21 protein-coding genes, 1 tRNA gene and 1 pseudogene are annotated in these 24,452 nt (G+C 72.7%); 18 read left to right on the plus strand and 5 right to left on the minus strand.

Annotated elements, in window-relative coordinates:
• Positions 1-38: 38 nt before the first annotated feature.
• A complete protein-coding gene (gene leuA / locus FGD68_RS10280; protein ID WP_104236770.1) occupies positions 39-1,805 on the plus strand; it encodes a 2-isopropylmalate synthase in 1,767 nt (588 codons plus the stop codon).
• A gap of 90 nt (positions 1,806-1,895) precedes the next feature.
• On the opposite strand, the gene FGD68_RS10285 is transcribed toward leuA, so the two are convergent.
• Positions 1,896-2,573, minus strand: coding sequence for a trimeric intracellular cation channel family protein (locus FGD68_RS10285; RefSeq protein WP_104236769.1), 678 nt, complete (start codon positions 2,571-2,573; stop codon positions 1,896-1,898).
• 118 nt (positions 2,574-2,691) lie between these two features.
• Between FGD68_RS10285 and recO the strand changes: the two are divergent.
• The 4 genes and pseudogenes from recO to FGD68_RS10305 form a co-directional block, all read left to right on the plus strand.
• Positions 2,692-3,405 (plus strand): annotated as a pseudogene (gene recO, locus FGD68_RS10290) (DNA repair protein RecO); the annotation flags it as partial.
• Positions 3,406-3,623: 218 nt separating this feature from the next.
• Entirely contained in the window at positions 3,624-4,490 is an 867-nt protein-coding gene (locus FGD68_RS10295; RefSeq protein ID WP_119373418.1) for an isoprenyl transferase, read from the plus strand.
• Positions 4,491-4,499: 9 nt separating this feature from the next.
• A complete protein-coding gene (locus FGD68_RS10300) occupies positions 4,500-5,609 on the plus strand; it encodes a Gfo/Idh/MocA family protein (protein ID WP_119373417.1) in 1,110 nt (369 codons plus the stop codon).
• A gap of 110 nt (positions 5,610-5,719) precedes the next feature.
• On the plus strand, positions 5,720-7,105 hold the full coding sequence (locus FGD68_RS10305) for a glycine--tRNA ligase (protein ID WP_104234636.1): 1,386 nt from the start codon (positions 5,720-5,722) through the stop codon (positions 7,103-7,105).
• Positions 7,106-7,157: 52 nt separating this feature from the next.
• Here FGD68_RS10305 and FGD68_RS10310 read toward each other — a convergent pair whose 3' ends face one another.
• On the minus strand, positions 7,158-7,691 hold the full coding sequence (locus FGD68_RS10310) for an aminoacyl-tRNA deacylase (protein WP_182480945.1): 534 nt from the start codon (positions 7,689-7,691) through the stop codon (positions 7,158-7,160).
• A 51-nt stretch (positions 7,692-7,742) separates the two neighbouring features.
• On the opposite strand from FGD68_RS10310, the gene FGD68_RS10315 reads away from it, so the two are divergent.
• From FGD68_RS10315 to FGD68_RS10370, 12 genes are all read left to right on the plus strand, one after another.
• Positions 7,743-8,468 carry a DsbA family oxidoreductase gene (locus tag FGD68_RS10315; RefSeq protein ID WP_237609424.1) on the plus strand — a complete coding sequence of 242 codons (726 nt, stop codon included), beginning with the start codon at positions 7,743-7,745 and terminating at the stop codon, positions 8,466-8,468.
• A complete protein-coding gene (locus tag FGD68_RS10320; protein WP_237609425.1) occupies positions 8,465-8,671 on the plus strand; it encodes a hypothetical protein in 207 nt (68 codons plus the stop codon). Before FGD68_RS10315 ends, FGD68_RS10320 begins: the two co-directional genes overlap by 4 nt.
• Positions 8,672-8,763: 92 nt before the next feature.
• Positions 8,764-9,996, plus strand: a complete 1,233-nt coding sequence (gene dusB / locus FGD68_RS10325) for a tRNA dihydrouridine synthase DusB (protein WP_119373522.1) — start codon at positions 8,764-8,766, stop codon at positions 9,994-9,996.
• Between the two features lie 4 nt (positions 9,997-10,000).
• A complete protein-coding gene (locus FGD68_RS10330; RefSeq protein ID WP_104234900.1) occupies positions 10,001-11,260 on the plus strand; it encodes a deoxyguanosinetriphosphate triphosphohydrolase in 1,260 nt (419 codons plus the stop codon).
• A 61-nt stretch (positions 11,261-11,321) separates the two neighbouring features.
• Positions 11,322-13,214 carry a DNA primase gene (gene dnaG, locus FGD68_RS10335; protein WP_237609426.1) on the plus strand — a complete coding sequence of 631 codons (1,893 nt, stop codon included), beginning with the start codon at positions 11,322-11,324 and terminating at the stop codon, positions 13,212-13,214.
• Between the two features lie 200 nt (positions 13,215-13,414).
• On the plus strand, positions 13,415-15,070 hold the full coding sequence (locus tag FGD68_RS10340; protein WP_104234641.1) for an ABC transporter substrate-binding protein: 1,656 nt from the start codon (positions 13,415-13,417) through the stop codon (positions 15,068-15,070).
• Positions 15,071-15,234: 164 nt separating this feature from the next.
• A complete protein-coding gene (locus FGD68_RS10345; protein ID WP_237609999.1) occupies positions 15,235-16,308 on the plus strand; it encodes an ABC transporter permease in 1,074 nt (357 codons plus the stop codon).
• Between the two features lies 1 nt (position 16,309).
• The gene (locus FGD68_RS10350; RefSeq protein WP_119373196.1) at positions 16,310-17,290 is read left to right on the plus strand and encodes an ABC transporter permease; all 981 of its coding nucleotides are present in this window, start codon (positions 16,310-16,312) and stop codon (positions 17,288-17,290) included.
• A complete protein-coding gene (locus FGD68_RS10355; protein WP_104234644.1) occupies positions 17,287-18,999 on the plus strand; it encodes a dipeptide ABC transporter ATP-binding protein in 1,713 nt (570 codons plus the stop codon). Before FGD68_RS10350 ends, FGD68_RS10355 begins: the two co-directional genes overlap by 4 nt.
• A gap of 113 nt (positions 19,000-19,112) precedes the next feature.
• Entirely contained in the window at positions 19,113-20,054 is a 942-nt protein-coding gene (locus FGD68_RS10360) for an ABC transporter ATP-binding protein (protein ID WP_119372446.1), read from the plus strand.
• Positions 20,055-20,164: 110 nt separating this feature from the next.
• Positions 20,165-21,070, plus strand: a complete 906-nt coding sequence (locus tag FGD68_RS10365; RefSeq protein ID WP_119372447.1) for a D-isomer specific 2-hydroxyacid dehydrogenase family protein — start codon at positions 20,165-20,167, stop codon at positions 21,068-21,070.
• A gap of 66 nt (positions 21,071-21,136) precedes the next feature.
• A complete protein-coding gene (locus FGD68_RS10370; protein ID WP_119372445.1) occupies positions 21,137-22,165 on the plus strand; it encodes a lactonase family protein in 1,029 nt (342 codons plus the stop codon).
• A gap of 13 nt (positions 22,166-22,178) precedes the next feature.
• Here FGD68_RS10370 and FGD68_RS10375 read toward each other — a convergent pair whose 3' ends face one another.
• The 3 genes from FGD68_RS10375 to def all read right to left on the minus strand — a co-directional run bounded on the left by FGD68_RS10375 (position 22,179) and on the right by def (position 23,339).
• Entirely contained in the window at positions 22,179-22,544 is a 366-nt protein-coding gene (locus FGD68_RS10375; RefSeq protein ID WP_119372444.1) for a hypothetical protein, read from the minus strand.
• 78 nt (positions 22,545-22,622) lie between these two features.
• A tRNA-Asn gene (locus tag FGD68_RS10380) sits at positions 22,623-22,695 on the minus strand.
• Between the two features lie 77 nt (positions 22,696-22,772).
• Entirely contained in the window at positions 22,773-23,339 is a 567-nt protein-coding gene (gene def, locus FGD68_RS10385) for a peptide deformylase (RefSeq protein ID WP_104234648.1), read from the minus strand.
• A gap of 39 nt (positions 23,340-23,378) precedes the next feature.
• On the opposite strand from def, the gene FGD68_RS10390 reads away from it, so the two are divergent.
• Positions 23,379-24,290 (plus strand): DMT family transporter, encoded by a 912-nt coding sequence (locus FGD68_RS10390; RefSeq protein WP_119372443.1) that lies wholly within the window; start codon positions 23,379-23,381, stop codon positions 24,288-24,290.
• Positions 24,291-24,452: the final 162 nt, after the last annotated feature.

A 24,452-nucleotide genomic window follows, 5' to 3' on the forward strand; every position in this document is an offset into this window, starting at 1 on the left:
CCCGTCACGGCTGACCCGACGACGACGAGGAGAAGTCCATGAAGAGCACGCAGACCCCCAGCGGGATGCCCGTCCACAAGTACCGCCCGTACCACGAGCAGATCGCCGTCGACCTGCCCGACCGCACCTGGCCCGCCCGCCGGATCACCGAGGCGCCGCGCTGGTGCGCGGTCGACCTCCGCGACGGCAACCAGGCGCTCATCGACCCGATGAGCCCCGAGCGCAAGCGGATCATGTTCGACCTGCTGGTGCGCATGGGCTACAAGGAGATCGAGGTCGGCTTCCCGTCGGCGAGCCAGACCGACTTCGACTTCGTCCGCAGCCTCATCGAGGACGACGCGATCCCGGACGACGTCACCATCCAGGTCCTCACGCAGGCGCGCGAGCACCTCATCGCCCGCACCTACGAGTCGCTGCGCGGCGCGAAGCAGGCCATCGTGCACCTCTACAACTCGACGAGCGTGCTGCAGCGCGACGTCGTGTTCCGCACCGACAAGCAGGGCATCATCGACATCGCGCTCGAGGGCGCGCGCCTCTGCAAGCGGTACGAGGAGACGATCCCCGAGGTCGACGTCTACTACGAGTACTCGCCCGAGAGCTACACGGGCACCGAGCTCGAGTTCGCGGCGGAGATCTGCAACCGCGTCGTCGAGGTCTTCGACCCGACCCCCGAGCGCAAGGTCATCCTCAACCTCCCCGCGACCGTCGAGATGGCGACGCCGAACGTCTACGCCGACTCGATCGAGTGGATGTGCCGCCACATCGACCGCCGCGACGAGGTCCTCGTCTCGCTGCACCCGCACAACGACCGCGGCACGGCCGTCGCCGCCGCGGAGCTCGGGTACATGGCCGGCGCCGACCGCATCGAGGGGTGCCTCTTCGGCAACGGGGAGCGCACCGGCAATGTCGACCTCGTCGCGCTCGGGATCAACCTGTTCACGCAGGGCATCGACCCCGAGATCGACTTCAGCGACCTCGACGGGATCAAGCGCACGGCCGAGCACTGCAACCAGCTGGCCGTGCCCGAGCGGAGCCCCTGGGCGGGCGACCTCGTCTACACGGCGTTCAGCGGTTCCCACCAGGACGCCATCAAGAAGGGGTTCGAGGCCATGGCCGTCGACGCCGCCGCGCAGGGCGTCACGGTGGACGAGATCCCGTGGGCCGTGCCGTACCTGCCGGTGGACCCGCAGGACCTCGGCCGCTCCTACGAGGCCGTCATCCGCGTCAACTCGCAGTCGGGCAAGGGCGGCGTCGCGTACCTGCTGAAGGCCGACCACTCGCTCGACCTGCCGCGACGCCTGCAGATCGAGTTCTCCGGCGTCGTGCAGGCCACGACCGACGCCGAGGGCGGCGAGGTCACGAGCGCGCAGATCTGGTCGATCTTCCAGGACGAGTACCTCCCCGCGCCGCTCGACCGCGCCGAGGAGAAGTGGGGCCGCTTCGAGCTGACCTCCACGCGCACGTCGAGCGACATGGGCGGATCTGTGTCCCTCGACGTCGAGCTCCGCGACGGCGACGAGGTGCGCGCGGCGTCCGCGTCCGGCAACGGGCCGATCGCCGCGTTCCTGCAGGTGCTGGCCGACCAGGGCGTCGACGTGCGCCTCCTCGACTACGTGGAGCACGCGCTCAGCGCGAGCGGCGACGCACTGGCCGCGTCCTACGTGGAGCTCGAGGTCGAGGGCGTGCGCCTCTGGGGCGTCGGCATCGACGAGGACAGCTCGACCGCGTCGCTCGAGGCGATCGTCTCCGGGGTCAACCGGGCGATCCGCCGCACCGTCCGCGAGCCGGAGCTGGCCGCGGTCTGACCCCTGTCGCGTGACGCGCGATCACGACGGCCGGGCGGCGACGCCCGGCCGTCGTCGTGCGCGGCGGCGGATGCGCGCGCGCCCGCGGGATCAGCGCCGCGGACGCGGCCGGCGCAGCGCCGTGAACCGCAGACGGCTCAGCGCGCGCTGCTCCGGGAGGCTCCAGCCGAAGCGCACCGCCAGGAGCCGCGTGGTGGCCGTGACCGCCACGCACACGATGGCCGCGACCCACATGGGAACGCCGAACGCGGCGAGCACGACGACGATGACCGCGCCCACACCCGCGGCGACCGCGTAGAGCGAGCCCACGTGCATCATCGCGATGGGCAGGTTGAGCAGGAGGTCGCGCACGAACGAGCCGCCGACAGCCGAGACGACGCCGATGAAGACGGCGGGCACCTCCGGCACCCCCGCGGCCAGAGCCTTCGATGTCCCGATGGCGCAGAACAGGCCGATGGTGAGGGCGTCGAGGGCGGTGATGACGACGTCGAGGCGCGTGAAGATCCGCTCGAGCAGCATGCCGCCGAGGGCCGCGGCGACCGCGATGAGCATGAGCCAGTTGCTGGAGAGCGCCGCCGGGGTGACGTTGAGGAACACGTCGCGGAGGAGCCCGCCGCCGAGGCCGGTGGCCGTGCCGATGATGGCGACGCCGAGGAGGTCGAGGCGGCGGTCGCGGAAGCCCGCCGCGAACATGGCGCCCTGCAGGCTGCCGATGCTGACCGCCAGGAGGTCCGCCCAGAGCGGGATGGTGAGGGGGACGGGATCCATGGCCTCCCCTTGATAGCACAGCGCGGGTGCCCCGCCCGGCCGCGTGACGCCGGGCGGACCGTGCCCGCCCCGCGCGGCGGCGGAGGGGGAGCCGGCGCGCGGGGCGGATAATCGAGGGGTGCCCCTCTACCGTGACGAGATCGTCGTCCTGCGCACCCACAAGCTGGGCGAGGCGGACCGGATCGTCACGATGCTCTCGCGCCAGCACGGCAAGATCCGCGCGGTGGCCAAGGGCGTGCGCCGCACGCAGTCGAAGTTCGGCGCCCGGCTCGAGCCGTTCATGGTCGCCGACGCGCAGTTCTTCGAGGGCAGGACGCTCGACATCATCACGCAGGCCGAGTCCATCGCCTCCTACGGCGCCCTCATCGCGGCCGACTACGGCAGCTACACGGCCGCCAGCGCGATGGTCGAGACCGCCGACCGCGTCACGGAGGACGAGGGCTCGCTCCAGCAGTACCTGCTCTTGGTCGGCGCCCTCAGGTCCCTCAGCCGCCGCGAGCACGGCGCGAGCCTGACGCTCGACTCGTACCTGCTGCGCAGCCTGTCGATGGCCGGCTGGGCGCCGAGCTTCCAGGACTGCGCGGTGACGGGCGCGCCCGGGCCTCACTCCGCCTTCGTCGTGCAGCTCGGCGGCGTGGTCGCGGATGCCGCCGCCCCGCCCGGATCCCCCCGGCTCGACCCCGACACCCTCGCGCTGCTCTCGGCCCTCCTCACGGGCGACTGGCCGCACGCCGAGGCCGCGACGCTGCGATCGCAGGCGCGCGCGAGCGGCGTGGTCGCGGCGTACGCGCAGTGGCACCTCGACCGGGGGATCCGCTCGCTCGGCCTCGTCGACCGCAGCGACGCGCGACAGCTGCTGCCGCCCACCGAGCAGCCGGTGCCGCTCGACGCGCCCGACATCGACGGCGCCGACCCGGATCCCGCCGCGGCCCTCGCCGCCGCGACCGCGTCCGTCGTGCGCGCGACGCCGCGCGACCCGGAGCCCGAGCCCGAGCCCGACGCCATGCCCGCCACCCCCGCCGACCGCCCCCGAGCACAGGAGACGACCCCATGAGCCGACGCCCCGAGGTCCCCGGCCGCACCGACCTGCCGCTCGACTGGACCGGCGAGCAGCCGCCCGCGATCCCCGCCGACCTCGTGCCGAAGCACATCGCGGTCGTGATGGACGGCAACGGCCGCTGGGCCAACCAGCGCGGCCTGCCCCGCACCGCCGGGCACCAGGCGGGCGAGGAGGCCTGGTTCGACACCGTCGCGGGCGCCGTGCAGCTGGGCGCCACGCACCTGTCCGTCTACGCGTTCTCCACCGAGAACTGGAAGCGCTCGCCCGCCGAGGTGCGCTTCCTCATGGGCTTCAACCGCGACGTGATCCACCGCCGCCGCGACCAGCTGAACGCCTGGAACGTCCGCATCCGCTGGGCCGGCCGCCGCCCCCGCCTCTGGCGCAGCGTCATCGACGACCTCCAGGTCGCGGAGGAGATGACCAAGCACAACACCGGGATGACGCTCACGATGTGCATCAACTACGGCGGGCGGACGGAGATCGGCGACGCCGTGAAGCGCATCGCCGAGGACGTGGACGCGGGGCGGCTCAAGGCGTCGCGCGTCGACGAGCGCACGATCCAGCGCTACCTCTACCTGCCGGACGTGCCCGACGTCGACCTGTTCATCCGCAGCTCGGGGGAGCAGCGCACGAGCAACTTCCTGCTCTGGCAGTCGGCGTACGCGGAGATGGTGTTCCTCGACCGGCTGTGGCCCGACTTCCGCCGCAAGGACCTGTGGGACGCCGTCGAGAGCTACGTGCACCGCGACCGGCGGTTCGGCGGCGCTGTCGACGCGCACGCGGGCGACGAGGACGTGGGGTCCGCCGAGGATCCGGACGCGGAGGTCGAGGGCGACCGCGACACCGCCGCTCAGTAGCATCGGGACGTGAGCACACCCGACACCGCGCCCCAGCCGTCCGCCCCCGTCGCCTCCACCGAGGGCGGCGACGTGCCCATCCGCGTGGGGATCGTCGGCTACGGCCTCGCCGGCCGCGTCTTCCACGCGCCGTTCCTCCAGGCGAGCCCCGAGTACCGCATCGCCCTCGTCTCCACCTCCGACGCGGACCGCGCCGCGCAGGTCCGCGATCGCCACCCCGGCGCCGACGTCGTCGCCTCCGCGGACGAGCTCTTCGCGCGATCCGCCGAGCTCGACATGGTCGTCATCGCGTCGCCCGCATCCGCGCACCTCCGCCAGGGGCTCCAGGCGCTCGACGCGCACCTCGCCGTCGTGATGGACAAGCCGTTCGTCGCGACCGTGGACGAGGCGCTCATGCTCATCGAGCGCGCCGAGGCCCTCGGGGTCCCGTTCTCGGTGTTCCAGAACCGGCGGTGGGATGGCGACTTCCTCACCGTGACGGCGCTCGTCGCGTCGGGCCGCCTCGGCGAGGTCCACCGCTTCGAGTCGACGTTCGAGCGCTGGGGCGGACCCGTCCGCGACCGCTGGCAGGACCGCGAGACGCCGGCCGACGCGGCGGGCATCTCCTACGACCTCGGCAGCCACCTCATCGACCAGGCGCTCGAGCTGTTCGGACCCGTCGCCGACTTCGCGGCCGAGCTCGCGACCGTGCGCGACGGATCCGCGAGCGACGACGACGCCTTCTACTCGCTGCTGCACGAGTCGGGCGTCCAGTCGCACATCACCGTCAGCCGCGTCGCCGCGCTCGCCGGCCCCCGCTTCCGCGTCCTCGGCACCGCGGGTGCGTACGCCGTGCACGGGCTGGATCCGCAGGAGCCGCTCCTCAAGGACGGCGCGTCGCCAACCGACCCGGGCTTCGGCGAGGCGCCCGAGGCCGAGTGGGGCACGCTCGTGGAGGCGGCGGGCGATCCGGCGGGGGAGCGGATCCCCACCGAGCGCGGCCGCTACGCCGACTTCTACGCACGCATGGCCGACGCCGTCCGCGGACGCGGCCCCGTGCCGGTGGACCCCCGCGACTCCCTCGAGACCGTCCGCATCGTCGAGCTCGCGCACCGGCGGACCGCGGGCGACGACGACTGAGCGCGCAGCGCCCGTAGACTGGGGGCCGCCTTTCCCGGCGACGTCGGCATCCGCCGGCCGGTCGCCGTCCGCCGACCGGGCACCCAGTCCGGCCCCACCTAGGAGCAAACGTGGCAACCCCCTCGCGTCTCGACCCGGTCATCAACCTCGCCAAGCGGCGCGGGTTCGTCTTCCAGGCGGGTGAGATCTACGGCGGCTCGCGCTCCGCGTGGGACTACGGGCCGCTCGGCGTGGCGCTGAAGGAGAACATCAAGCGCCAGTGGTGGCAGACGATGGTCAACGGCCGCGACGACGTCGTGGGCCTCGACTCCTCGGTGATCCTCCCCCGCCGCGTGTGGGAGGCGTCCGGCCACGTCGAGGTCTTCAGCGATCCGCTCGTCGAGTCGCTGCACACGCACAAGCGCTACCGCGCCGACCACCTCCTCGAGGCGTACGAGGCGAAGCACGGCCACCCGCCGGTCAACGGCCTCGCCGACATCAAGGACCCGGACACCGGCCAGCCCGGATCGTGGACCGAGCCGCAGAACTTCTCGGGCCTCCTCAAGACCTTCCTCGGCCCCGTCGACAACCAGGAGGGCATGCACTACCTCCGCCCCGAGACCGCGCAGGGCATCTTCGTCAACTTCGCGAACGTCCTGAGCGCCGCGCGCCAGAAGCCGCCGTTCGGCATCGGCCAGATCGGCAAGAGCTTCCGCAACGAGATCACGCCGCAGAACTGGATCTTCCGCACGCGCGAGTTCGAGCAGATGGAGATGGAGTTCTTCGTCGAGCCCGGAACCGACGCCGAGTGGCACCAGTACTGGATCGACGCCCGCTACGCCTGGTACACCGACCTCGGCATCGACCCCGAGAACCTGCGCCTCTTCGAGCACCCGGCCGAGAAGCTGTCGCACTACTCCACCCGCACGGTCGACATCGAGTACCGCTTCGGCTTCGCCGGCGGCGCGTGGGGCGAGCTCGAGGGCATCGCGAACCGCACCGACTACGACCTGCGCACGCACTCCGAGGCGTCCGGCCAGGACCTCTCCTACTTCGACCAGACGAAGAACGAGCGCTGGATCCCGTACGTCATCGAGCCCGCGGCCGGCCTCACCCGGTCGATGATGGCGTTCCTGGTCGACGCGTACCACGAGGACGAGGCCCCGAACGCGAAGGGGGGCGTCGACAAGCGCACGGTCCTCCGCCTCGACCGGCGCCTCGCGCCCGTCAAGGTCGCCGTGCTGCCGCTGTCTCGCAACGAGAAGCTGTCGCCGGTCGCGCGCGAGCTCGCCGCGGAGCTGCGCAAGGTCTGGAACATCGAGTTCGACGACGCGGGCGCCATCGGCCGCCGCTACCGCCGGCAGGACGAGATCGGCACGCCGTTCTGCGTCACGGTCGACTTCGACACCCTGGACGACCGCGCCGTCACCGTGCGCGAGCGCGACACCATGGCGCAGGAGCGCATCCCGCTCGACGACCTCATGGGGTACCTCGCGGGGCAGCTCATCGGGGCCTGATCCGCTCCTCCCGCACGGCCGATCCGCCGTCCCAGGTCCCGCTCGCGCGGGGTCAGGGGCGGCGGATCGTCAGCTCATCCGTGATGTCGCCGACCGTCGCGCCGAGCGCGTCCACGAGCGCGTCCGCGTCCACCAGGGCCGAGACGCCGTGCTCGCCGCCGCCCATCCCGATCCGCCGACCCGCGATCCGCTCGTCCGCGTAGACGGGCAGCTCGCCGTGTGCGCCGAGCGGCGTGATGGTGCCGCGCTCGTATCCGGTCGCCTCGAGCGCGACCTCGGGCGCGGGCATCGAGAGCTTGTTGACGCCCACGAGCGCACGCAGCTTCGCCCAGCTGATCTGCCGGTCGCCGGGCACGAGCGCGATGAGCAGGGCGCCGTCGTGGCGCTTGACCACGAGCGACTTCACGAGGTGCGACGGCGCGATGCCGAGGCCGCGGGCCGCCTCCTCGAGGGATCCGGCGTCCGGGCGGTCGACGACCTCGACGTCGATCCCGAGGCGCGCGGCGTGGGCGAGCACGCGGGCGCGGCCCTGAGGAGCGGCGTCGTCGGATCCGGACGGGACGGGGGAGGGGGAGCTGTCGGCCATGCTCGGGCAACACCGCGGGAATGCCCCGCCTTCCCGACCGGTTGCCCACCCGTGACCGACTCCTCCGCCCCCGCCCTGCCCGCCATCCGCGTCGACGTCTGGTCGGACATCGCGTGCCCGTGGTGCTACGTCGGCAAGCGGCGCTTCGAGGCCGGGGCGCGCGCCTTCCAGTCGCGGACTCCCGGTGCACCGGAGATCGAGATCACCTACCGCTCCTTCGAGCTCGCGCCCGACACCCCGGTCGACTTCCAGGGCACCGAGGTCGACTTCCTCGCGGGCCACAAGGGCATCCCGGCCGACCGCGTCGCGACGATGCTCGAGGACATGACCCGGCTCGCCGGCGCGGAGGGCCTCGCCTACGACTACGACGCGCTGCAGCACACCAACACGGTGCTGGCCCACGAGCTGCTGCACCTCGCGCGCGTGCGCGCCGTGCAGCTCGAGATGGTGGAGCGGCTGCTGAAGGCGTACTTCACCGAGGGGCGCCACGTGGGCCGCGTGCCCGACCTCGTCGAGCTCGCGGTCGAGGTCGGGCTTGACGCCGACGAGGTGCGCGAGGCCCTCGAGACGCACCGCCACCTCGACGACGTGCGCGCCGACCAGGCGCAGGCGGTCGCGTACGGGATCCAGGGCGTGCCCTTCTTCGTGATCGACGAGCGCTTCGGCATCTCCGGCGCGCAGGACCCGACGGTGTTCGCCTCCGCGCTCGGCGAGGCGCTGGCCGCGCGCGACGGCGACACCGTCCGAGTCATCGCGGGCGAGGAGGCGACGCGATGAGCGCGGCGCCCGCCACCGGGGCGGTGCCCGTCGCGGCGCCCCTGCTCGCGATGCTCGGATCCGCGGACGCCGCCGTCTGCGAGGGCGACGCGTGCCTCGTGCCCGGGGCCACCGCCGTCGCGTCCGACGCGACCGCCGACGCCTCCGCGGCCGCCGACCTCGCGCGCGTCCGCGACGCGATCGACGCCGGTCGGGCCATCTGACCCGCCCTCCCCAGGCGCCCGCCGCCTGCTCCCCGCGGGGATCCCGTCCCGCGTCCGCCGCCCGCCGTCCCGTCTGGGAGAATCGAGCCGTCATGTCCTCTCCGACCCTCGTCCCCGTCCCCTCCGCGGCCGACGCGCCCGGTGCTCCCGCGACCGCGCCCGCCGCCGAGCCCGCCCTCCGCATCGGCGGCATCCCACTGGACGTGCCCGTCGTGCTCGCGCCCATGGCGGGCATCACCAACACCGCGTTCCGGCGCCTGTGCCGCGAGTTCGGCGCCGGCCTCTACGTCAGCGAGATGATCACGAGCCGCGCGCTCGTCGAGCGCACTCCCGAGTCCATGCGGCTCATCACGCACCACCCGTCGGAGAAGGTGCGCTCCATCCAGCTCTACGGGGTGGATCCGAAGACCGTGCGCGAGGCCGTCACCATGCTCGTCGCGGAGGACCGCGCCGACCACATCGACCTGAACTTCGGCTGCCCCGTCGCCAAGGTCACGCGCAAGGGCGGGGGAGCGGCCCTGCCGTGGAAGCTCGGGCTCTTCACCGACATCGTCGAGGGCGCCGTGAAGGCCGCGGGCGACATCCCCCTCACGGTCAAGATGCGCAAGGGCATCGACGCCGACCACCTCACCTACCTCGAGGCGGGGCGTGCCGCCGAGGGCGCGGGCGTCGCCTCCATCGCGCTGCACGCGCGCACGGCCGCCGACTACTACAGCGGGCACGCCGACTGGTCCGCCATCGCGACGCTCAAGCAGGCCATCGCGAGCGTGCCCGTGCTGGGCAACGGCGACATCTGGGCCGCGGAGGACGCCATCCGCATGATGGACGAGACCGGCGCCGACGGGGTCGTCGTCGGCCGCGGCTGCCTCGGCCGCCCCTGGCTCTTCGGCGACCTGGCCGCCGCGTTCCACGCGCGCGCCGCCGGGCTCGATCCGGCAGACACGCCCCGCGCGCACCCGTCGCAGGGCCAGGTCGCCGACACGTTCCGCCGCCATGTGGAGCTCCTCGCCGAGTTCTTCGAGAGCGAGGAGCGCGGCTGCCGCGACGCCCGGAAGCACGTCGCCTGGTACTTCAAGGGGTATCCCGTCGGCGGCGACCTGCGGGCCGCGCTCGCCTCGGCGTCCTCGCTCGACGAGATCGACGGGCTGCTCGCCACCCTCGATCGCGAGCAGCCCTACCCCGGTGCCGGTGCCGAGGGCGCGCGCGGCCGCCAGGGCAGCATGAAGCGCACGGCGCTGCCGGACCGCTGGCTCGAGAGCCGCGACATCGACGCGCAGGATGCGATGGAGATCGCGGACGGGGAGATCCACAACAGTGGCGGTTGAGAGCATGCAGGAGCGGTCGGCGTACAGCGCGACCGACGCCGAGCGGTGGTTCCCCGAGCAGCACTCGTCGCGCCGGAGCGATTTCGCGCGCGACCGGGCGCGCCTGCTGCACTCCAGCGCGCTCCGCCGTCTGGCCGCCAAGACGCAGGTGCTGAGCCCCATGGCCGGCCTCGACTTCGCGCGCAACCGCCTCACGCACTCCCTCGAGGTGGCGCAGGTCGGCCGGGAGCTCGCCTCCAGCCTCGACCTGGATCCCGACGTGGTCGACACCGCGTGCCTCGCGCACGACATCGGCCACCCGCCCTTCGGCCACAACGGCGAGCGGGCCCTCAACGACTGGGCCGCCGACATCGGCGGTTTCGAGGGCAACGCGCAGACGCTGCGCCTGCTCACCCGGCTCGAGCCCAAGGTCATCGGGCCGGAGGGGCGTCCGTACGGCCTCAACCTCACGCGCGCCAGCCTCGACGCGAGCTGCAAGTACCCGTGGCCGAGCTCCCAGTCGGTGCCCGATCCCTCGGGTCGCGGCAAGTTCGGCTTCTACGACGACGACGTGGCGGCGTTCGAGTGGCTGCGCGAGGGCGCGCCCACGGGCCGCCGCTGCATCGAGGCCGAGGTCATGGACCTCAGCGACGACATCGCCTACTCCGTGCACGACTTCGAGGACGCCATCGTCGGCGGCTACGTGGACGTGCGCGCGCTCGGCGCGCGGGTCGACCACGAAGAGCTCGTCGATTCCATGGTCGCGTGGATCGGAGGGGCGCACTCGCACGAGGAGCTCATCCAGGCCTTCGACCGGCTCGACTCCCTCGACGTGTGGGTGGACGAGTACGACGGCGGCCGCGGCGCGCAGGCGGCGCTGAAGGACCTCACGAGCCAGCTCATCGGCCGGTTCGCGGGCGCCGCGACCCAGCTCACCCGTGCCACCCACACCGACCGCAGCCTCATCCGCTTCGGCGCGCACGTGGTCGTGCCCCGCGCGATCCAGGCGGAGATCGCCGTGCTCAAGGGCATCGTCGCGGCGTTCGTCATGTCGAAGAACACGCGCCAGCCCATCTACGCCCGCCAGCGCGAGGTGCTCGCGGGCCTCGCGGACGCGCTGCACGCGCGCGGCGCCGACGAGCTCGACCCCGGCTTCGCGGGCGACTGGCGCGAGGCCGCGGACGACCGCGCGCGCAAGCGCGTCATCGTCGACCAGGTCGCCAGCCTCACCGACCAGTCGGCCATCGCCTGGTATGAGCGCCTGTGCGCGCGGCCCGTCTTCTGATGCCCGCGGGTCGCGGCATCAGGCCCGGAGAAGCCGGCGACCCCGGACGTAGGATGAGCCGATGGCACTGATCCGCAAGAGCGACATCGACGAGGTCCGCTCCCGGGTCAACCTGGGCGACGTGGTGGGGGAGTACGTCACCCTCAAGTCCGCAGGCGTCGGATCCCTCAAGGGCCTCTGCCCGTTCCACGACGAGCGCACCCCGAGCTTCCACGTGCGGCCCCAGGTCGGCTTCTACCACTGCTTCGGCTGCGGCGAGGGCGGCGACGTCTACACGTTCCTGCAGCGGATGGACCACGTGACCTTCGCCGAGGCTGTGGAGCGCATGGCGCAGCGGATCGGCTACCAGCTGCACTACGAGGACGGCCAGGCCGCCACCGACCAGGGCAACCGCTCGCGGCTCCTCGGCGCGAACGAGGCCGCGGCGGAGTTCTTCGTCGAGCAGCTCGGATCCGAGGAGGCGGAGATCGGCCGCAGCTTCCTCGGGGAGCGCGGCTTCGACCAGGGCGCGGCGCAGCGCTTCGGCGTCGGCTTCGCCCCCCAGAGCTGGGATGCGCTGTCCTCGCACCTGAAGGCCAAGGGCTACACGGAGGCCGAGCTCGTGACCGCTGGCCTCCTCAGCCAGGGCGACCGCGGCGCGTACGACCGGTTCCGCGGCCGGCTGGTCTGGCCGATCCGCGACCTCACCGGCGCCACCGTCGGCTTCGGGGCGCGCCGCCTGCGCGAGGACGACAAGGGCCCGAAGTACCTCAACACCCCCGAGACGCCCGTCTACCACAAGAGCTCGGTGCTCTACGGGCTCGACCTCGCCAAGCGCGACGTGAGCCGCGGCCGCCAGGTCGTCGTGGTCGAGGGCTACACCGACGTGATGGCGTGCCACCTCGCGGGGATCACGACGGCCGTCGCCACGTGCGGCACCTCCTTCGGCGTCGACCACATCAAGGTGCTCCGCCGCGTGCTCGGCGACGACAGCGGCCTCGGCGAGGTCGTCTTCACGTTCGACCCCGACGCCGCCGGGCAGAAGGCGGCCATGCGCGCGTTCTCCGAGGAGCGCCGGTTCGCCGCCCAGACCTACGTCGCGGTCGGGCCCGAGGGGCTGGATCCCTGCGACCTCCGCCTCACGCGCGGCGACGACGCCGTGCGCCGCATGATCCAGGGCAAGAAGCCCATGTTCGAGTTCGCGATCAAGCAGATCCTCGCCGACCACGACCTCGACACCGTCGAGGGCCGCGTCGCCGCGCTCCGGGCCGCCGCGCCCGTGGTCGCCGACATCCGCGACCCGTCGCTGCGCCCCGGCTACGCGCGCGAGCTCGCGGGATGGCTCGGCATGGACCTCACCGAGGTCGGCCGCGCCGTCCAGACCGCCGGCCGCAGCATGCCCGCCGACGGGGCCGACCGCTCCGGCGGCGCGCCGCAGGGCAGGCACGCGCAGGGCGGGCACGGCCCGGACGACGACGGCGCAGGCGACGCGTCGCGCTCCATGTCGCTCATGGACCTGCCGACGGACCTCGCCACCCGCCTCGAACGCGACGCCCTCATGGCGATGCTGCAGCACCCGGAGCTCGTCGGGAACGACCTCGTGATGCGCGCCGCGCAGGTCACGTTCGTCAACGAGAGCCTCGCGGTCGTCCGCGACGGCGTCATCGGTAGCATGGACGCCCTCGGCGGCGCCGACTGGCTCTCGCGCGTGGCGCTCGAGGTGCCCGAGTCGTTCGCGACGCTCGTCAAGCAGCTCGGCGTCGCCCCGCTGCCCAACCGCGGCGACGCCGACAAGCTCGCCGTCTACGTGAAGGGCGTCACGGCCGAGCTCGTCGGGCGTGACCTGCTGCGACGGAAGGCCGACCTCATCGGTCGGCTGCAGCGCACGGACGCGACGCACGATCGCGAGCGCTACCAGGAGATCCAGCGCGAGCTCATGCAGGTCGAGGCCGAGCGCCGCGCGCTCCGCGAATAGGACGGATCCCGCCGGGCGGACCGCGATCCGCACCGGATTCACGCGCGCTCACCATGTTTCATTCGTGTGAAGAAGCGTCTCCGCGCGTGCCCCGGGTCCGGGCCGCTGTTTCCCGTGTGTTAGAAATCATGCACAGCACAGCGTCCGTGTCTTCCCGAAGCGCGGGCGCGAATCCCCTTCATGAAAGAGGCACTCGGAACATGACGTCCGCATTCCCCCGGCGCTCACGCGTCCTGCTCGCCACGGCCGGATTCTCCGCCGCGGCACTCGTCCTCGCCGGCTGCTCCGGCGGATCCGGCGACCCGCTCGCCGAGGACGGCGCCTCAGGCGGCGGATCCATCGTCGTCGGCACGACCGACAAGGTCATCTCGCTCGACCCGGCCGGCTCCTACGACAACGGCTCGTTCGCGGTGCAGAACCAGGTCTACCCGTTCCTCTTCAACAGCCCGTACGGCAGCCCGGACGTCGAGCCCGACCTCGCCGTCTCCGGCGAGTACACCTCGCCCAACGACTTCACCGTGAAGCTGAAGCCCGACCTGAAGTTCGCGAACGGCCACGCGCTCACCGCGAGCGACGTCAAGTTCACGTTCGACCGCATCGCGACCATCGCCGCCAACGGCGCCGACAACGGCAACGGCCCGTCGTCGCTGCTCGCCAACGTCGAGTCCGTGGCAGCTCCGGACGACACCACGGTCGTCTTCACGCTCAAGACCGCGAACGACCAGACGTTCGAGCAGGTGCTCTCCAGCCCCGCCGGCCCCATCGTCGACGAGGAGGTCTTCCCGGCCGACGCGCTCGCCGACCCGGCAGCCATCGTCGCGGCGAACGCCTTCGCGGGCCAGTACGTCATCACCGACTTCCAGCTCAACCAGCTCGTCGCCTACGCGCCGAACGCCGACTACCAGGGCGTCCTGCCGAAGCCCGCGAACGGCGGCGTGACCGCGCGCTACTACGCGGACGAGACCACGATGAAGCTCGCCGTGCAGAACGGCGAGATCGACGTCGCGGGCCGCTCGCTCGGCGCGACCGACATCGCGGACCTCAAGAAGGACGACTCCGTGAAGGTCGTCGACGGACCCGGCGGCGAGATCCGCTACATCACGTTCAACCTGAACACGCAGCCGTTCGGCAAGACCACCGGCGAGGCCGACGAGGCCAAGGCCCTCGCCGTGCGCCAGGCGGCCGCCGACCTCGTCGACCGCGACGAGCTGTCGACCCAGGTCTACAACGGCACCTACACGCCGCTCTACTCCTACGTGGCCGACGGCCTCTCGGGCGCGAACGAGGCCCTCAAGGGCATGTACGGCGACGGCAACGGCGGGCCCGACGCGGACAAGGCCGCGAAGGTGCTCTCCGACGCGGGCGTGCAGACGCCCGTCGCGCTGCAGCTCCAGTTCAACCCGGACCACTACGGCGCCGGCTCGGACGACGAGTACGCGCTCATCAAGCAGCAGCTCGAGGCGACCGGCCTGTTCCAGGTCAACCTGCAGTCCACGATCTGGGACCAGTACAGCAAGGCCCGCGTCAACGACGAGTACCCGGCGTACCAGCTCGGCTGGTTCCCCGACTACTCGGACGCGGACAACTACCTGACGCCGTTCTTCTCCCCGCAGTCGTTCGTGAAGAACCACTACGACAACGCCACCGTGACGGACCTCATCACGCAGCAGCTGTCGGAGTCCGACTCCACGAAGCGCGCCGAGATCATCGGCCAGATCCAGGACGACGTCGCCGCCGACCTGCCGACCCTGCCCCTGCTCCAGGGCTCGCAGGTCGCGGTCGCCGGCAAGGACGTGGAGGGCGTGACGCTCGACGCCTCCTTCAAGTTCCGCTACGCGCCGATCAGCAAGGGCTAGCAGCCCTGCGGAGGGCGTCTCCTAGACTGACGACCTCCACGGATGGGGCGTCCCGCTGCGGCGGGACGCCCCATCCCCATGCCACCCGTCGTGGCACCGACCAGGCGCACCACCCGTACGACGACCCGAAAGGCCCACCCGCCGTGACCGTCATCCCGGACGCCATGCCCGCGTCCGCGCCCCCCGGGGCGCAGCAGCCCAAGGCCCGGAAGCAGGGGATCGGGCTCGGCCAGTACATCCTCATCCGCGCCGTGCTCATCATCCCGACCGTGTTCATCCTCGTGACGCTGGTCTTCTTCCTCATGCGCATCGTGGGCGACCCGATCTCCGCCGCCGTAGGTGACCGCCTCACCCCGGAGCAGCTCCAGGAGCGCCTGGCCACCGCAGGGTTCGACCGGCCGATCATCGTGCAGTACCTCGAGTACCTCGGGCAGATCGCGACGGGGGACTTCGGCCGCTCGCTCACCGACAACCGTCTCATCAGCGAGGTGCTGCTGCAGTACGGCTCCGCCACGCTCGAGCTCGTCATCTACTCGCTGATCGTCGCCTTCGTCATCGGCATCCCGCTCGGGCTCGTCGCCGCCTACTTCAAGGACCGCACGCCCGACGCCGTGCTGCGGATCCTCGCGATCCTCGCCTACGCGACGCCCGTGTTCTTCGCTGGCCTGCTGCTCAAGCTCGTCTTCTCGGTCTGGCTCGGGATCCTCCCGCTCTCCGGCCGCGCCGACACGCGCGTCGAGGTCGCGCTGGGGAGGCTGGACAACCCGACCGGCATCTACCTGATCGACGCGCTCCGCCTCGGCAGCCCCACGGCCGTGAGCGACGTGCTCGAGCACGCGGTGCTCCCGGCGCTCGCGCTCGGCCTCCTCACCGCCGGCATCTTCCTGCGGCTCGTGCGCACCAACGTGATCTCCACGCTCGGCACCGAGTACGTCGACGCGGCGCGCTCACGCGGTGTCGGCGAGTTCCGGCTCACGACGCGGCACGCGCTGAAGCCGGCGCTCATCCCGATCATCACGGTCGTGGGCCTCCAGATCGCCGTCATGCTCGGCGGCGCGGTCCTCACGGAGACCACGTTCGAGTGGCGGGGCCTCGGCTTCCAGCTCGCGCAGTACCTGGCGGCGCGCGACTTCGTCGCCGTGCAGGGCATCGTGGCGCTCCTGGCCGTGATCGTGGCCGTGACCAACTTCATCGTCGACGTCGTCGCGGCGCTCATCGACCCGCGAGTGAGGTACTGACATGACCGACACCACCTCCACCGCAGCGCCCGCGCCCGCCCCGGCGCGCCGCTCCCTGCTCCAGCGCCTCCCGCTCGTCTCGCACGTGCGGCAGAGCGTCGGCCTCCAGCGCGGCATGCTCGTCGCCGGCATGGTCATCACCGGGATCTTCATCCTGCTCGCGGCGTTCGCGCCGCTCATCGCGCCCTTCGGCTTCGACCAGGACCGGGACGACGCGGGCTCCTTCACGCGCCAGGCAGCACCGGACGCGGCGCACATCTGGGGCACCACGGTCGGCGGCTACGACGTGTTCTCCCGCGTCGTCTGGGGCACGCAGACCGCGCTCTCGGTCGTCGTGATCGCCGTGGTCCTGTCGCTGTTCGCCGGCGTGCTGCTCGGCGTCGTCTCCGGCTACCTCGGTGGATGGCTCGACCGGATCCTCGTGGTCATCGCCGACGCCATCTACCCGTTCCCGACGCTCCTGCTGGCCATCGTCGTGAGCATCGTGCTGACCGGCGGGCAGTCGAGCCTCTGGGGCGGCATCCTGGCGGCGGCCGTGAGCATCACGGTCGTCTACATCCCGCAGTACTTCCGGGTCATCCGCGCCGAGGTCGTGCGGCTGAAGGCGGAGGCGTTCGTCGAGAGCGCCAAGGTCATCGGCACGTCGACGCCGCGGATCATGTTCGTGCACGTGCTGCGGAACTCCACCCGCACGCTGCCGCTGATCCTCACGCTCAACGCGTCCGAGGCCATCCTCACGCTCGCGGGCCTCGGCTTCCTCGGCTTCGGCATCTCGCCGACGTCGGCAGCCGAGTGGGGCTACGACCTCAACCGCGCGCTCGCGGACACCGCGAGCGGCATCTGGTGGACGGGCGTCTTCCCCGGAGTCGCCATCGTGCTCCTCGTCCTCGGGCTCACGCTCGTGGGCGAGAGCGTGAACGACATCTCCGACCCCAAGCTGCGCGCCCGCAAGCGCGCCGAGAAGAAGAAGGTGTCCGCATGAGCGACGTCGTCTCGATCCGCGACCTCGGGGTGACCTTCGCGACCGACGGCGGCGACGTCCGCGCGGTCGACGGGGTGTCCCTCACGGTGTCGCCCGGCGAGATCCTCGCCATCGTGGGGGAGTCGGGGTCGGGCAAGTCCGTCACCGCCCGCACGATCCTCGGCCTCCTGCCCGACACAGCAGTCACCGACGGCGCCGTGCTCCTCAGCGACCGGAAGGGGGCGGGCGCGGTCGACGTGCTCTCCATCTCCGCGGACGAGCTGCGCCGGGCGCGCGGCCGCGACGTCGCGATGGTGTTCCAGGAGCCGTCCACGGCGCTGAACCCCGTGCACACGGTGGGCTGGCAGATCGTCGAGGGCCTCCGCGCCCACGGCCGCGTGTCGAAGAAGGAGGGTCGCGCGAAGGCGATCGACATCCTCCGCCGCGTGGGCATCCCCGACCCCGAGACCCGGGTCGACCACTACCCGCACCAGTTCTCGGGCGGGCAGAAGCAGCGCGTCGTCATCGCCATGGCGCTCGTGCTGGATCCCGGGCTCATCGTCGCCGACGAGCCGACGACGGCCCTCGACGTGACCGTGCAGGCCGAGATCCTCGACCTGCTGCGGCGCTGCCGCGACGAGTTCGGCGCGGCCGTGATCCTCATCACGCACAACATGGGCGTGGTGGCCGATCTCGCCGACCGCGTGGCGGTCATGTACCGCTCGCGGCTCGTGGAGCAGGCCGACGTGGCCACGCTCTTCGCGTCGCCGAAGGAGGAGTACACGCGCAATCTCCTCGCCTCGGTGCCGAAGCTCGGCGAGGGCGTCGCCGCGACCGTGGAGCGCGCGGCCGTGCGCACCCGGGCACGCGCGGAGTCCACCACGGAGTCGGCGCCCGTCGTCGTCGCGGAGGGGCTGGAGATCGAGTACCCGGGTCGCCTCGGGTCGCCCGCGTTCCGCGCCGTCAAGGGCGTCGACCTGCGCATCGAGGCCGGCGAGGTCCTCGGGCTCGTGGGGGAGTCGGGCTCGGGCAAGACCACCATCGGCCGTGCCATCGCGGGGCTCACCAACGTGACCGGCGGATCGCTGAAGGTCCTCGGCACCGAGATGCTCGGCGTGCGCGAGCGCGACTTCCGCACGAAGCGCGCCGACATCGGGTTCGTGTTCCAGGATCCTGCGACGAGCTTCAACCCGCGCCTCACGATCGCCGAGTGCGTGGCCGAGCCGCTCATCGTGCACGGACGCGCGAAGTCGCCGCAGGCCGCCCGTGGCCGGGTCGACGAGCTGCTCGAGGCCGTGCAGCTGCCCAAGGCCTTCGGCGACCGGTACCCGCACGAGCTCTCCGGCGGGCAGCGCCAGCGCGCGAGCCTCGCCCGCGGGCTCGCGCTCGAGCCGTCGCTGCTCGTCGCCGACGAGCCGACGAGCGCGCTCGACGTCTCGGTGCAGGCGCGCGTGCTGGAGCTCTTCGCCGAGCTGCAGCGCGAGCTCGGCTTCGCGGCGCTGTTCATCAGCCACGACCTGGCCGTGGTCGACCTGCTCGCCGACCGCATCGCCGTGCTGTACCGCGGCGAGCTGGTGGAGGAGGGGACAGGCGCCGATGTCCTCGGCAACCCGCAGCACCCGTACACGCAGCGCCTCCTGGCGTCGCTGCCCGTGCCCGACCCGGCCGAGCAGGCCGAGCGCCGCGCGCGGCTGCACGCGCTCCGGGCCGCGGAGCGCACCGCCGGCTAGGCGGCTCGGAGCGGCGCCCGGCCGACCCGGGGCATGATGGGTCGGAACCCGCATCCGTCGTGCGGCCGGTCACGCCGGCCTGCCGCACGACCACGCCGAGGACGGAGCAGCGCATGACGCACACCCCCCGAGACGCCGACGCGGACGGCGGGCCCGCCGAGCCCGTGCTCGACGTCCGCGACCTGCGGCTGGCGTACCCCGCCCGCCGCGGAGCCGAGACGCCGCCGGCCGTCGACGGCATCACGCTCCGGATCATGCCGGGCGAGGTGCTCGGCGTGGTCGGCGCGAGCGGCTCCGGGAAGTCGTCGCTCGCGCGCGTGCTGGCGGGCCTCGTCCCGTCGGGCGACGAGGGGGCGGCCGTGCCGAGGATCACGGGCGGCGACGCCTCGGTGCTCGGCGAGGGCCTCCGCCGCATGGGCCGCCGCGCGCGCACGCGCACCACGTACGGCATCGGCTACGTGCCGCAGGACGCCGGCACCACGCTGCACCCCCAGCTCACGGCGAGCGAGGCGATCGCGGAGCCGATCTTCTCCCGCGACCGCCGCTTCGACAGCGAGGTCGCCGCGCGCCGCGTCGTCACCCTGCTCACGGCGCTCGAGCTGCCGCCGGGCACGCAGGACCGCTACCCTCACGAGCTCTCCAGCGGCCAGCGCCAGCGCGTAGCCCTCGCGCGCGCGCTGGTCCTCGGCCCGCGCCTCCTCATCGCCGACGAGCCCACGTCGGGCGTCGACGTGATGAGCCGCGTCGCCGTGCTCGACCTGCTGCGCGACCTCCAGTCCCGCGGCGGCTTCTCCGCCCTCGTGGTCAGCCACGACCTCGCCGTGGTCGAGCGCCTCACCGACCGCCTCGCCGTGCTGGACCGCGGGACGCTGGTCGGCTTCGGCGCCATCGACGACGTGCTCGCGGATCCCACGCACCCGTACGTGCAGGGGCTCGCGGAGTCGCGCACGGCCGCCGAGCCCGCGCCCGACGAGGGCGGCCCCGGTCCCGATGTCGTCCTGCGTTCCCCCGAACCGCCCGCCCGCGTCCCGCACCCCCGGAGGCCCCTCGCATGACCGACACCACCGCATCCGCATCCGCCGCTCGCCGCGTCCACCGCGCGGTCGACGGCGCCACGCCGCACCGCCTGACGGGCGACGCGCGGCCGACGCCCGGCCCGATCGCCATGCTGCCGCGCACGGAGGACGCGTACCTCGAGGCCGTCCGCGCCGGCGGCGGCGAGGTGGCCGAGCTGTCGGAGGACACGCGCGGCATCGTCTGGCTCTCCATCCGCCGCGCCGCGGAGCTCACCGACACGCTCGCCGCCAACCCGCAGGTGCAGTGGGTGCAGCTGCCGTTCGCGGGCGTCGACGCCTTCGCCGACACGCTCCGGGAGTGCGACCGGCCCGACCTCGTCTGGACGAGCGCGAAGGGCGCCTACTCCGAGCCGGTCGCCGAGCACGCGCTCGCGCTCACCCTCGCGACCCTGCGCCAGCTGCCGGAGCGCGCACGGGCGACCTCCTGGGGATCCTCCGCCGGCCTCTCGCTCTACCGGTCAGAGGTCGTCGTGGTCGGCGCGGGCGGCATCGCGCTGGAGTACATCCGGCTGCTCGCCCCCTTTGACTGCACCGTCACGGTCGTGCGCCGCAGCGGCGACCCCGTGGAGGGCGCGGATCGCACCGTCACGGCCGACCGGCTCGACGAGGTGCTGCTGGGCGCCGACGTCGTGATGCTGGCGGCGGCCAGCACCGACGACACCGCAGGGCTCATCGGCGTCGCGCAGCTCGCGGCGATGAAGGACACGGCTGTCCTCGTCAACATCGCCCGCGGCGCGCTCGTGGACCCCGACGCGCTGCTCGACGCGCTCCGCTCGGGCGCGATCCACGGCGCGGGCCTCGACGTCACGTCGCCCGAGCCGTTGCCGGACGGCCACCCGCTGTTCTCCGAGCCGCGCTGCATCGTCACGCCGCACACCGCCGACACCCCGGACATGGTGCGGCCGCTGCTGGCCGAGCGGATCCGGCTCAACACGGAGGCGTTCCTCCGGACGGGCGACTTCGTCGGCATCGTCGAGCCGTCCTCGGGCTACTGACGCCGTCGCGCGCGTCGCCCGCCCGCCCGCGCCGCGTCGGGCGCGCCCCGTAGGCTCGTCATCGTGATGACGCCCGAGGAAGCCGCCGTGCCCGAGGTCTCGATGTGGGCGGGCGGCTACACCGCCGATGCCGGCGGATCGGGCATCGGCATCATGCGCCTCACGGTCGACCCCATCACGGGCGACCTCGCGGTCACGGGCACAGCGGTGGAGACGCCGTCGCCCTCCTTCCTCCTCGCGCACGGCGACATGGTCTACGCGGTGGGCGAGGCGGCCGACCGCGTGGAGGCGTTCCGCCGCGGACCGGGCGGCTCGCTGCAGTGGGCGGGCGGCCAGCCGAGCGGCGGTTCCGGACCCTGCCACCTGCACGTGGTGGACGACCTGCTCCTCACCTCGCACTACGGGGACGGCACGATCGCCGTCCACCCCATCGCGCCCGACGGCACCCTCGGCGACGCCGTCCAGCTGCTCACCTCCGAGGGATCCGGGCCCCGCCCGCAGCAGGACGGCCCGCACGCGCACGCCACGCTCCACGTCGGCGGCGGGATCGTCCTCAGCGCCGATCTCGGGACCGACACCGTCCAGGTGCACGCCCTCCGCGAGGGCCGGCTCGTCCGCACCGGCGCGCTCGACCTGCCGCCCGGCACCGGGCCGCGGCACATGGCCCTCCTGACGTCGGGCCGCGTGCTCCTCGTGGGCGAGCTCGACGGCACCCTGCACGCGCTCGATGGCACGGACGGCTCCTGGCGCGTCGCCGCCTCCACCTCGTGCGCGGCCGAGCCCGACGTGCGCGACTCGGCCGCCGAGGTGCGGGTGTCCGCCGACGAGCGCCTCGCCTACGTCGGCCTCCGCGGCTCCGAGCGGATCGCGGTGGTCGGCATCGCCGAGGACGGCGCGCTCGCCCCCGTCGCCGCCTTCGACTGCGGCGGCGAGACGCCGCGCCACCACGTCCTCGTCGACGATCGGCTGCACGTCGCGAACCAGGGATCGAGCACGGTCGCCTCCTTCCGGCTCGACCGGGCGAACGGGCTCCCCACGGCGTCGCCCGCCGTGATCGCCGTGCCGAGCCCGACCTACCTGCTGCCCGTCGGGTAGCCGGTCGGGCGCCTCAGCGCAGCAGCAGGGGAGCGGCCGCCCGGATCTCCTCCTCGACGCCGAGCCCGCGCCAGCCCTCAGCCGTGAACGCCCGGCCGTCGACCCCGTTGCGGTCCATGAGGGCGAAGCCGACCGCGCGGATCCCCGAGTAGGCGATGAGCACGGGGTGGTGGGGATCCCCGACGAGGCGCACGATGCGCTCGCGCCGGGCCTCGAGGACGGGCAGCGTGTCGGCCGGCCCGTCGGCCGCCCGGGGCAGGATCGCGTCGGCCACCGGGTCGTCGCCCGGGGCGTCGCGCGAGCGCAGGTCCTCGTCCAGCAGCGGCCAGAGCCGATCCGCGTCATTCGGACGCGCGACCACCACCTGGAACATGCCCATGGTCCGACGCTACCGGCCGCAGGGGGAGGATGGCCGGGCAAGGAAAAAGGCCCCGCGGGTGGAGCCGCGAGGCCTTCGCTCCCCGAGTTGGACTCGAACCAACAACCTGCCGGTTAACAGCCGGCTGCTCTGCCAATTGAGCTATCGAGGATCACGTGGAGCAACCTGGAAAGCGTAGCAAAGAAATCGGGTGCCTCCGCTCACCGGGCGCGACGCCCTGGCGCGTCCTCAGTCCTCGAGGTGGTCGCGCCCCGGCAGCCACGACTGCCCGGGCACGCCCCAGCCGCTCTTCCGGATGATCTTCGCCACGGGCTTCACGAACTCGTGCTCGAGCCGGTCGGTGTAGATCAGACCGTCGAGGTGGTCGAACTCGTGCTGCAGGATCCGCGCGAACCACCCGGCCGCCTGGATCTCGAACGGGCGGCCGTCGAGGTCGACCGCGCGGAGGATCGCCCGGTCGGCGCGCACCAGCGGGAAGCGCTCGCCCGGGAACGACAGGCAGCCCTCCTCCTCGGTGTCCTCGTCGGCCTCGCGCACGGCGACGGGCGTGATGAAGAGGTCGGGGTTCACGGCGACGCCCCGCAGCGGCTCGCCCTCGTCGGTCTCGTAGGAGTAGACGAACACGCGCAGCGGCACGCCCACCTGGGGTGCCGCGAGGCCGACGCCCGGCGCCTCGTCCATGGTGTCGAACATGTCGGCCACCAGGGTGCGCAGGTCGTCGTCGAACGCCTCCACCTCGCGGGCCGGGGCGTGCAGGACGGGGTCTCCGGTGATCCGGATGGGGAGGACGGCCATGCTGCCGATGATAGGCGGGCCGCCGGGTAGGGTCGGGGCGTGCCCTTCGACGCCAGCCCCGTTCTCCAGGCCGCCTCGTTGACCCCGTACCAGGCGCTCGGGATCCCGATCGCGCTCGTCGGCGCCGTGTTCCTGTCCCTGGGCGCGCAGCTGCAGTCGCAGGGCGTCGCGAAGATGGAGGCGCGCGGGAAGAAGAGCACCGCGGGTCTCAGCGTCCGGCAGCTCGGCGCGCTGCTCGGCCGTCCGTCGTGGGTCGCCGGCACCGTGATGCTCGGCCTCGCCATCGTGTTCCAGCTCGCGAGCCTGCGCCTCGCGCCGCTCATCGTGGTGCAGCCGCTCGGGGCGGTGGCGCTCGTGGTCACGGCCGTCCTCAACTCCCGGGCCACGGGGAAGCGCCTCGACCTCAAGGCCAAGCGGGCGGTCGGTCTCTGCATCGGCGGCGTGGGCCTGTTCGTGGTCTTCGCGGCCGTCTTCGCGAAGGAGACGCCCATCCGCACGCCCGAGCTCATCACGATCCTGGTGATCCTCGGCCTCGTGCTCGCGCTGCTCGGCGGCCTCTTCCTCTACTTCCGCCGGCACGTGCGCGCCATCTTCTACATCATCAGCGCCGGGGTGCTCTACGGCTTCGTCGCGACGCTCGCCAAGGTCGTCATCAACCGCCTCACGACGGGCGACTTCGACGTGCTCACCGCCGTGTGCATCGTCGCCCTCGTCGCGGCGACCCTGCTCGGCGCCTACTTCGTGCAGACCGCGTACTCGTCGGGGCCGCCCGACCTCGTGATCGCGGGGCTCACGGTGGTCGACCCGCTCGTGGCCGTCTGCATCGGCGTGACCGTCCTCGGCGAGGCCGCGGACGCCCCGCTCTACGCCGCCGTGGCCTTCCTCGTCGCGGCCGCAGTGGCGGTCATCGGCGTGTTCCAGCTCGCGAAGCACCACCCGCACGCGTCCTGACCCCGCCGCATCCCGGGCCGCCGACGGGGACGCCCGGCGACCGGAGGAGGCGGCCTCGACCCCGGTGCGCCGTCGGGCCCTCCCGGGGCCCGTGCGATACGTTGCTCTGCGACACCCGGCCCGCATCGCCCCGATCCACGTGACGCGCGCCGGACGCCGACA

This window comes from Clavibacter californiensis (genome assembly GCF_021952865.1).
In the GTDB taxonomy this organism is placed as follows: domain Bacteria; phylum Actinomycetota; class Actinomycetes; order Actinomycetales; family Microbacteriaceae; genus Clavibacter; species Clavibacter californiensis.

Coding starts and splice junctions, on each gene's coding strand:
- leuA (WP_104236770.1), top strand. CDS start 39: ATGAAGAGCACGCAGACCCCCAGCGGGATGCCCGTCCACAAGTACCGC.
- FGD68_RS10285 (WP_104236769.1), bottom strand. CDS start 2,573: ATGGATCCCGTCCCCCTCACCATCCCGCTCTGGGCGGACCTCCTGGCG.
- FGD68_RS10295 (WP_119373418.1), top strand. CDS start 3,624: ATGAGCCGACGCCCCGAGGTCCCCGGCCGCACCGACCTGCCGCTCGAC.
- FGD68_RS10310 (WP_182480945.1), bottom strand. CDS start 7,691: ATGGCCGACAGCTCCCCCTCCCCCGTCCCGTCCGGATCCGACGACGCC.
- FGD68_RS10320 (WP_237609425.1), top strand. CDS start 8,465: ATGAGCGCGGCGCCCGCCACCGGGGCGGTGCCCGTCGCGGCGCCCCTG.
- dusB (WP_119373522.1), top strand. CDS start 8,764: ATGTCCTCTCCGACCCTCGTCCCCGTCCCCTCCGCGGCCGACGCGCCC.
- FGD68_RS10330 (WP_104234900.1), top strand. CDS start 10,001: ATGCAGGAGCGGTCGGCGTACAGCGCGACCGACGCCGAGCGGTGGTTC.
- dnaG (WP_237609426.1), top strand. CDS start 11,322: ATGGCACTGATCCGCAAGAGCGACATCGACGAGGTCCGCTCCCGGGTC.
- FGD68_RS10340 (WP_104234641.1), top strand. CDS start 13,415: ATGACGTCCGCATTCCCCCGGCGCTCACGCGTCCTGCTCGCCACGGCC.
- FGD68_RS10345 (WP_237609999.1), top strand. CDS start 15,235: ATGCCCGCGTCCGCGCCCCCCGGGGCGCAGCAGCCCAAGGCCCGGAAG.
- FGD68_RS10350 (WP_119373196.1), top strand. CDS start 16,310: ATGACCGACACCACCTCCACCGCAGCGCCCGCGCCCGCCCCGGCGCGC.
- FGD68_RS10355 (WP_104234644.1), top strand. CDS start 17,287: ATGAGCGACGTCGTCTCGATCCGCGACCTCGGGGTGACCTTCGCGACC.
- FGD68_RS10360 (WP_119372446.1), top strand. CDS start 19,113: ATGACGCACACCCCCCGAGACGCCGACGCGGACGGCGGGCCCGCCGAG.
- FGD68_RS10365 (WP_119372447.1), top strand. CDS start 20,165: ATGCTGCCGCGCACGGAGGACGCGTACCTCGAGGCCGTCCGCGCCGGC.
- FGD68_RS10370 (WP_119372445.1), top strand. CDS start 21,137: ATGACGCCCGAGGAAGCCGCCGTGCCCGAGGTCTCGATGTGGGCGGGC.
- FGD68_RS10375 (WP_119372444.1), bottom strand. CDS start 22,544: ATGGGCATGTTCCAGGTGGTGGTCGCGCGTCCGAATGACGCGGATCGG.
- def (WP_104234648.1), bottom strand. CDS start 23,339: ATGGCCGTCCTCCCCATCCGGATCACCGGAGACCCCGTCCTGCACGCC.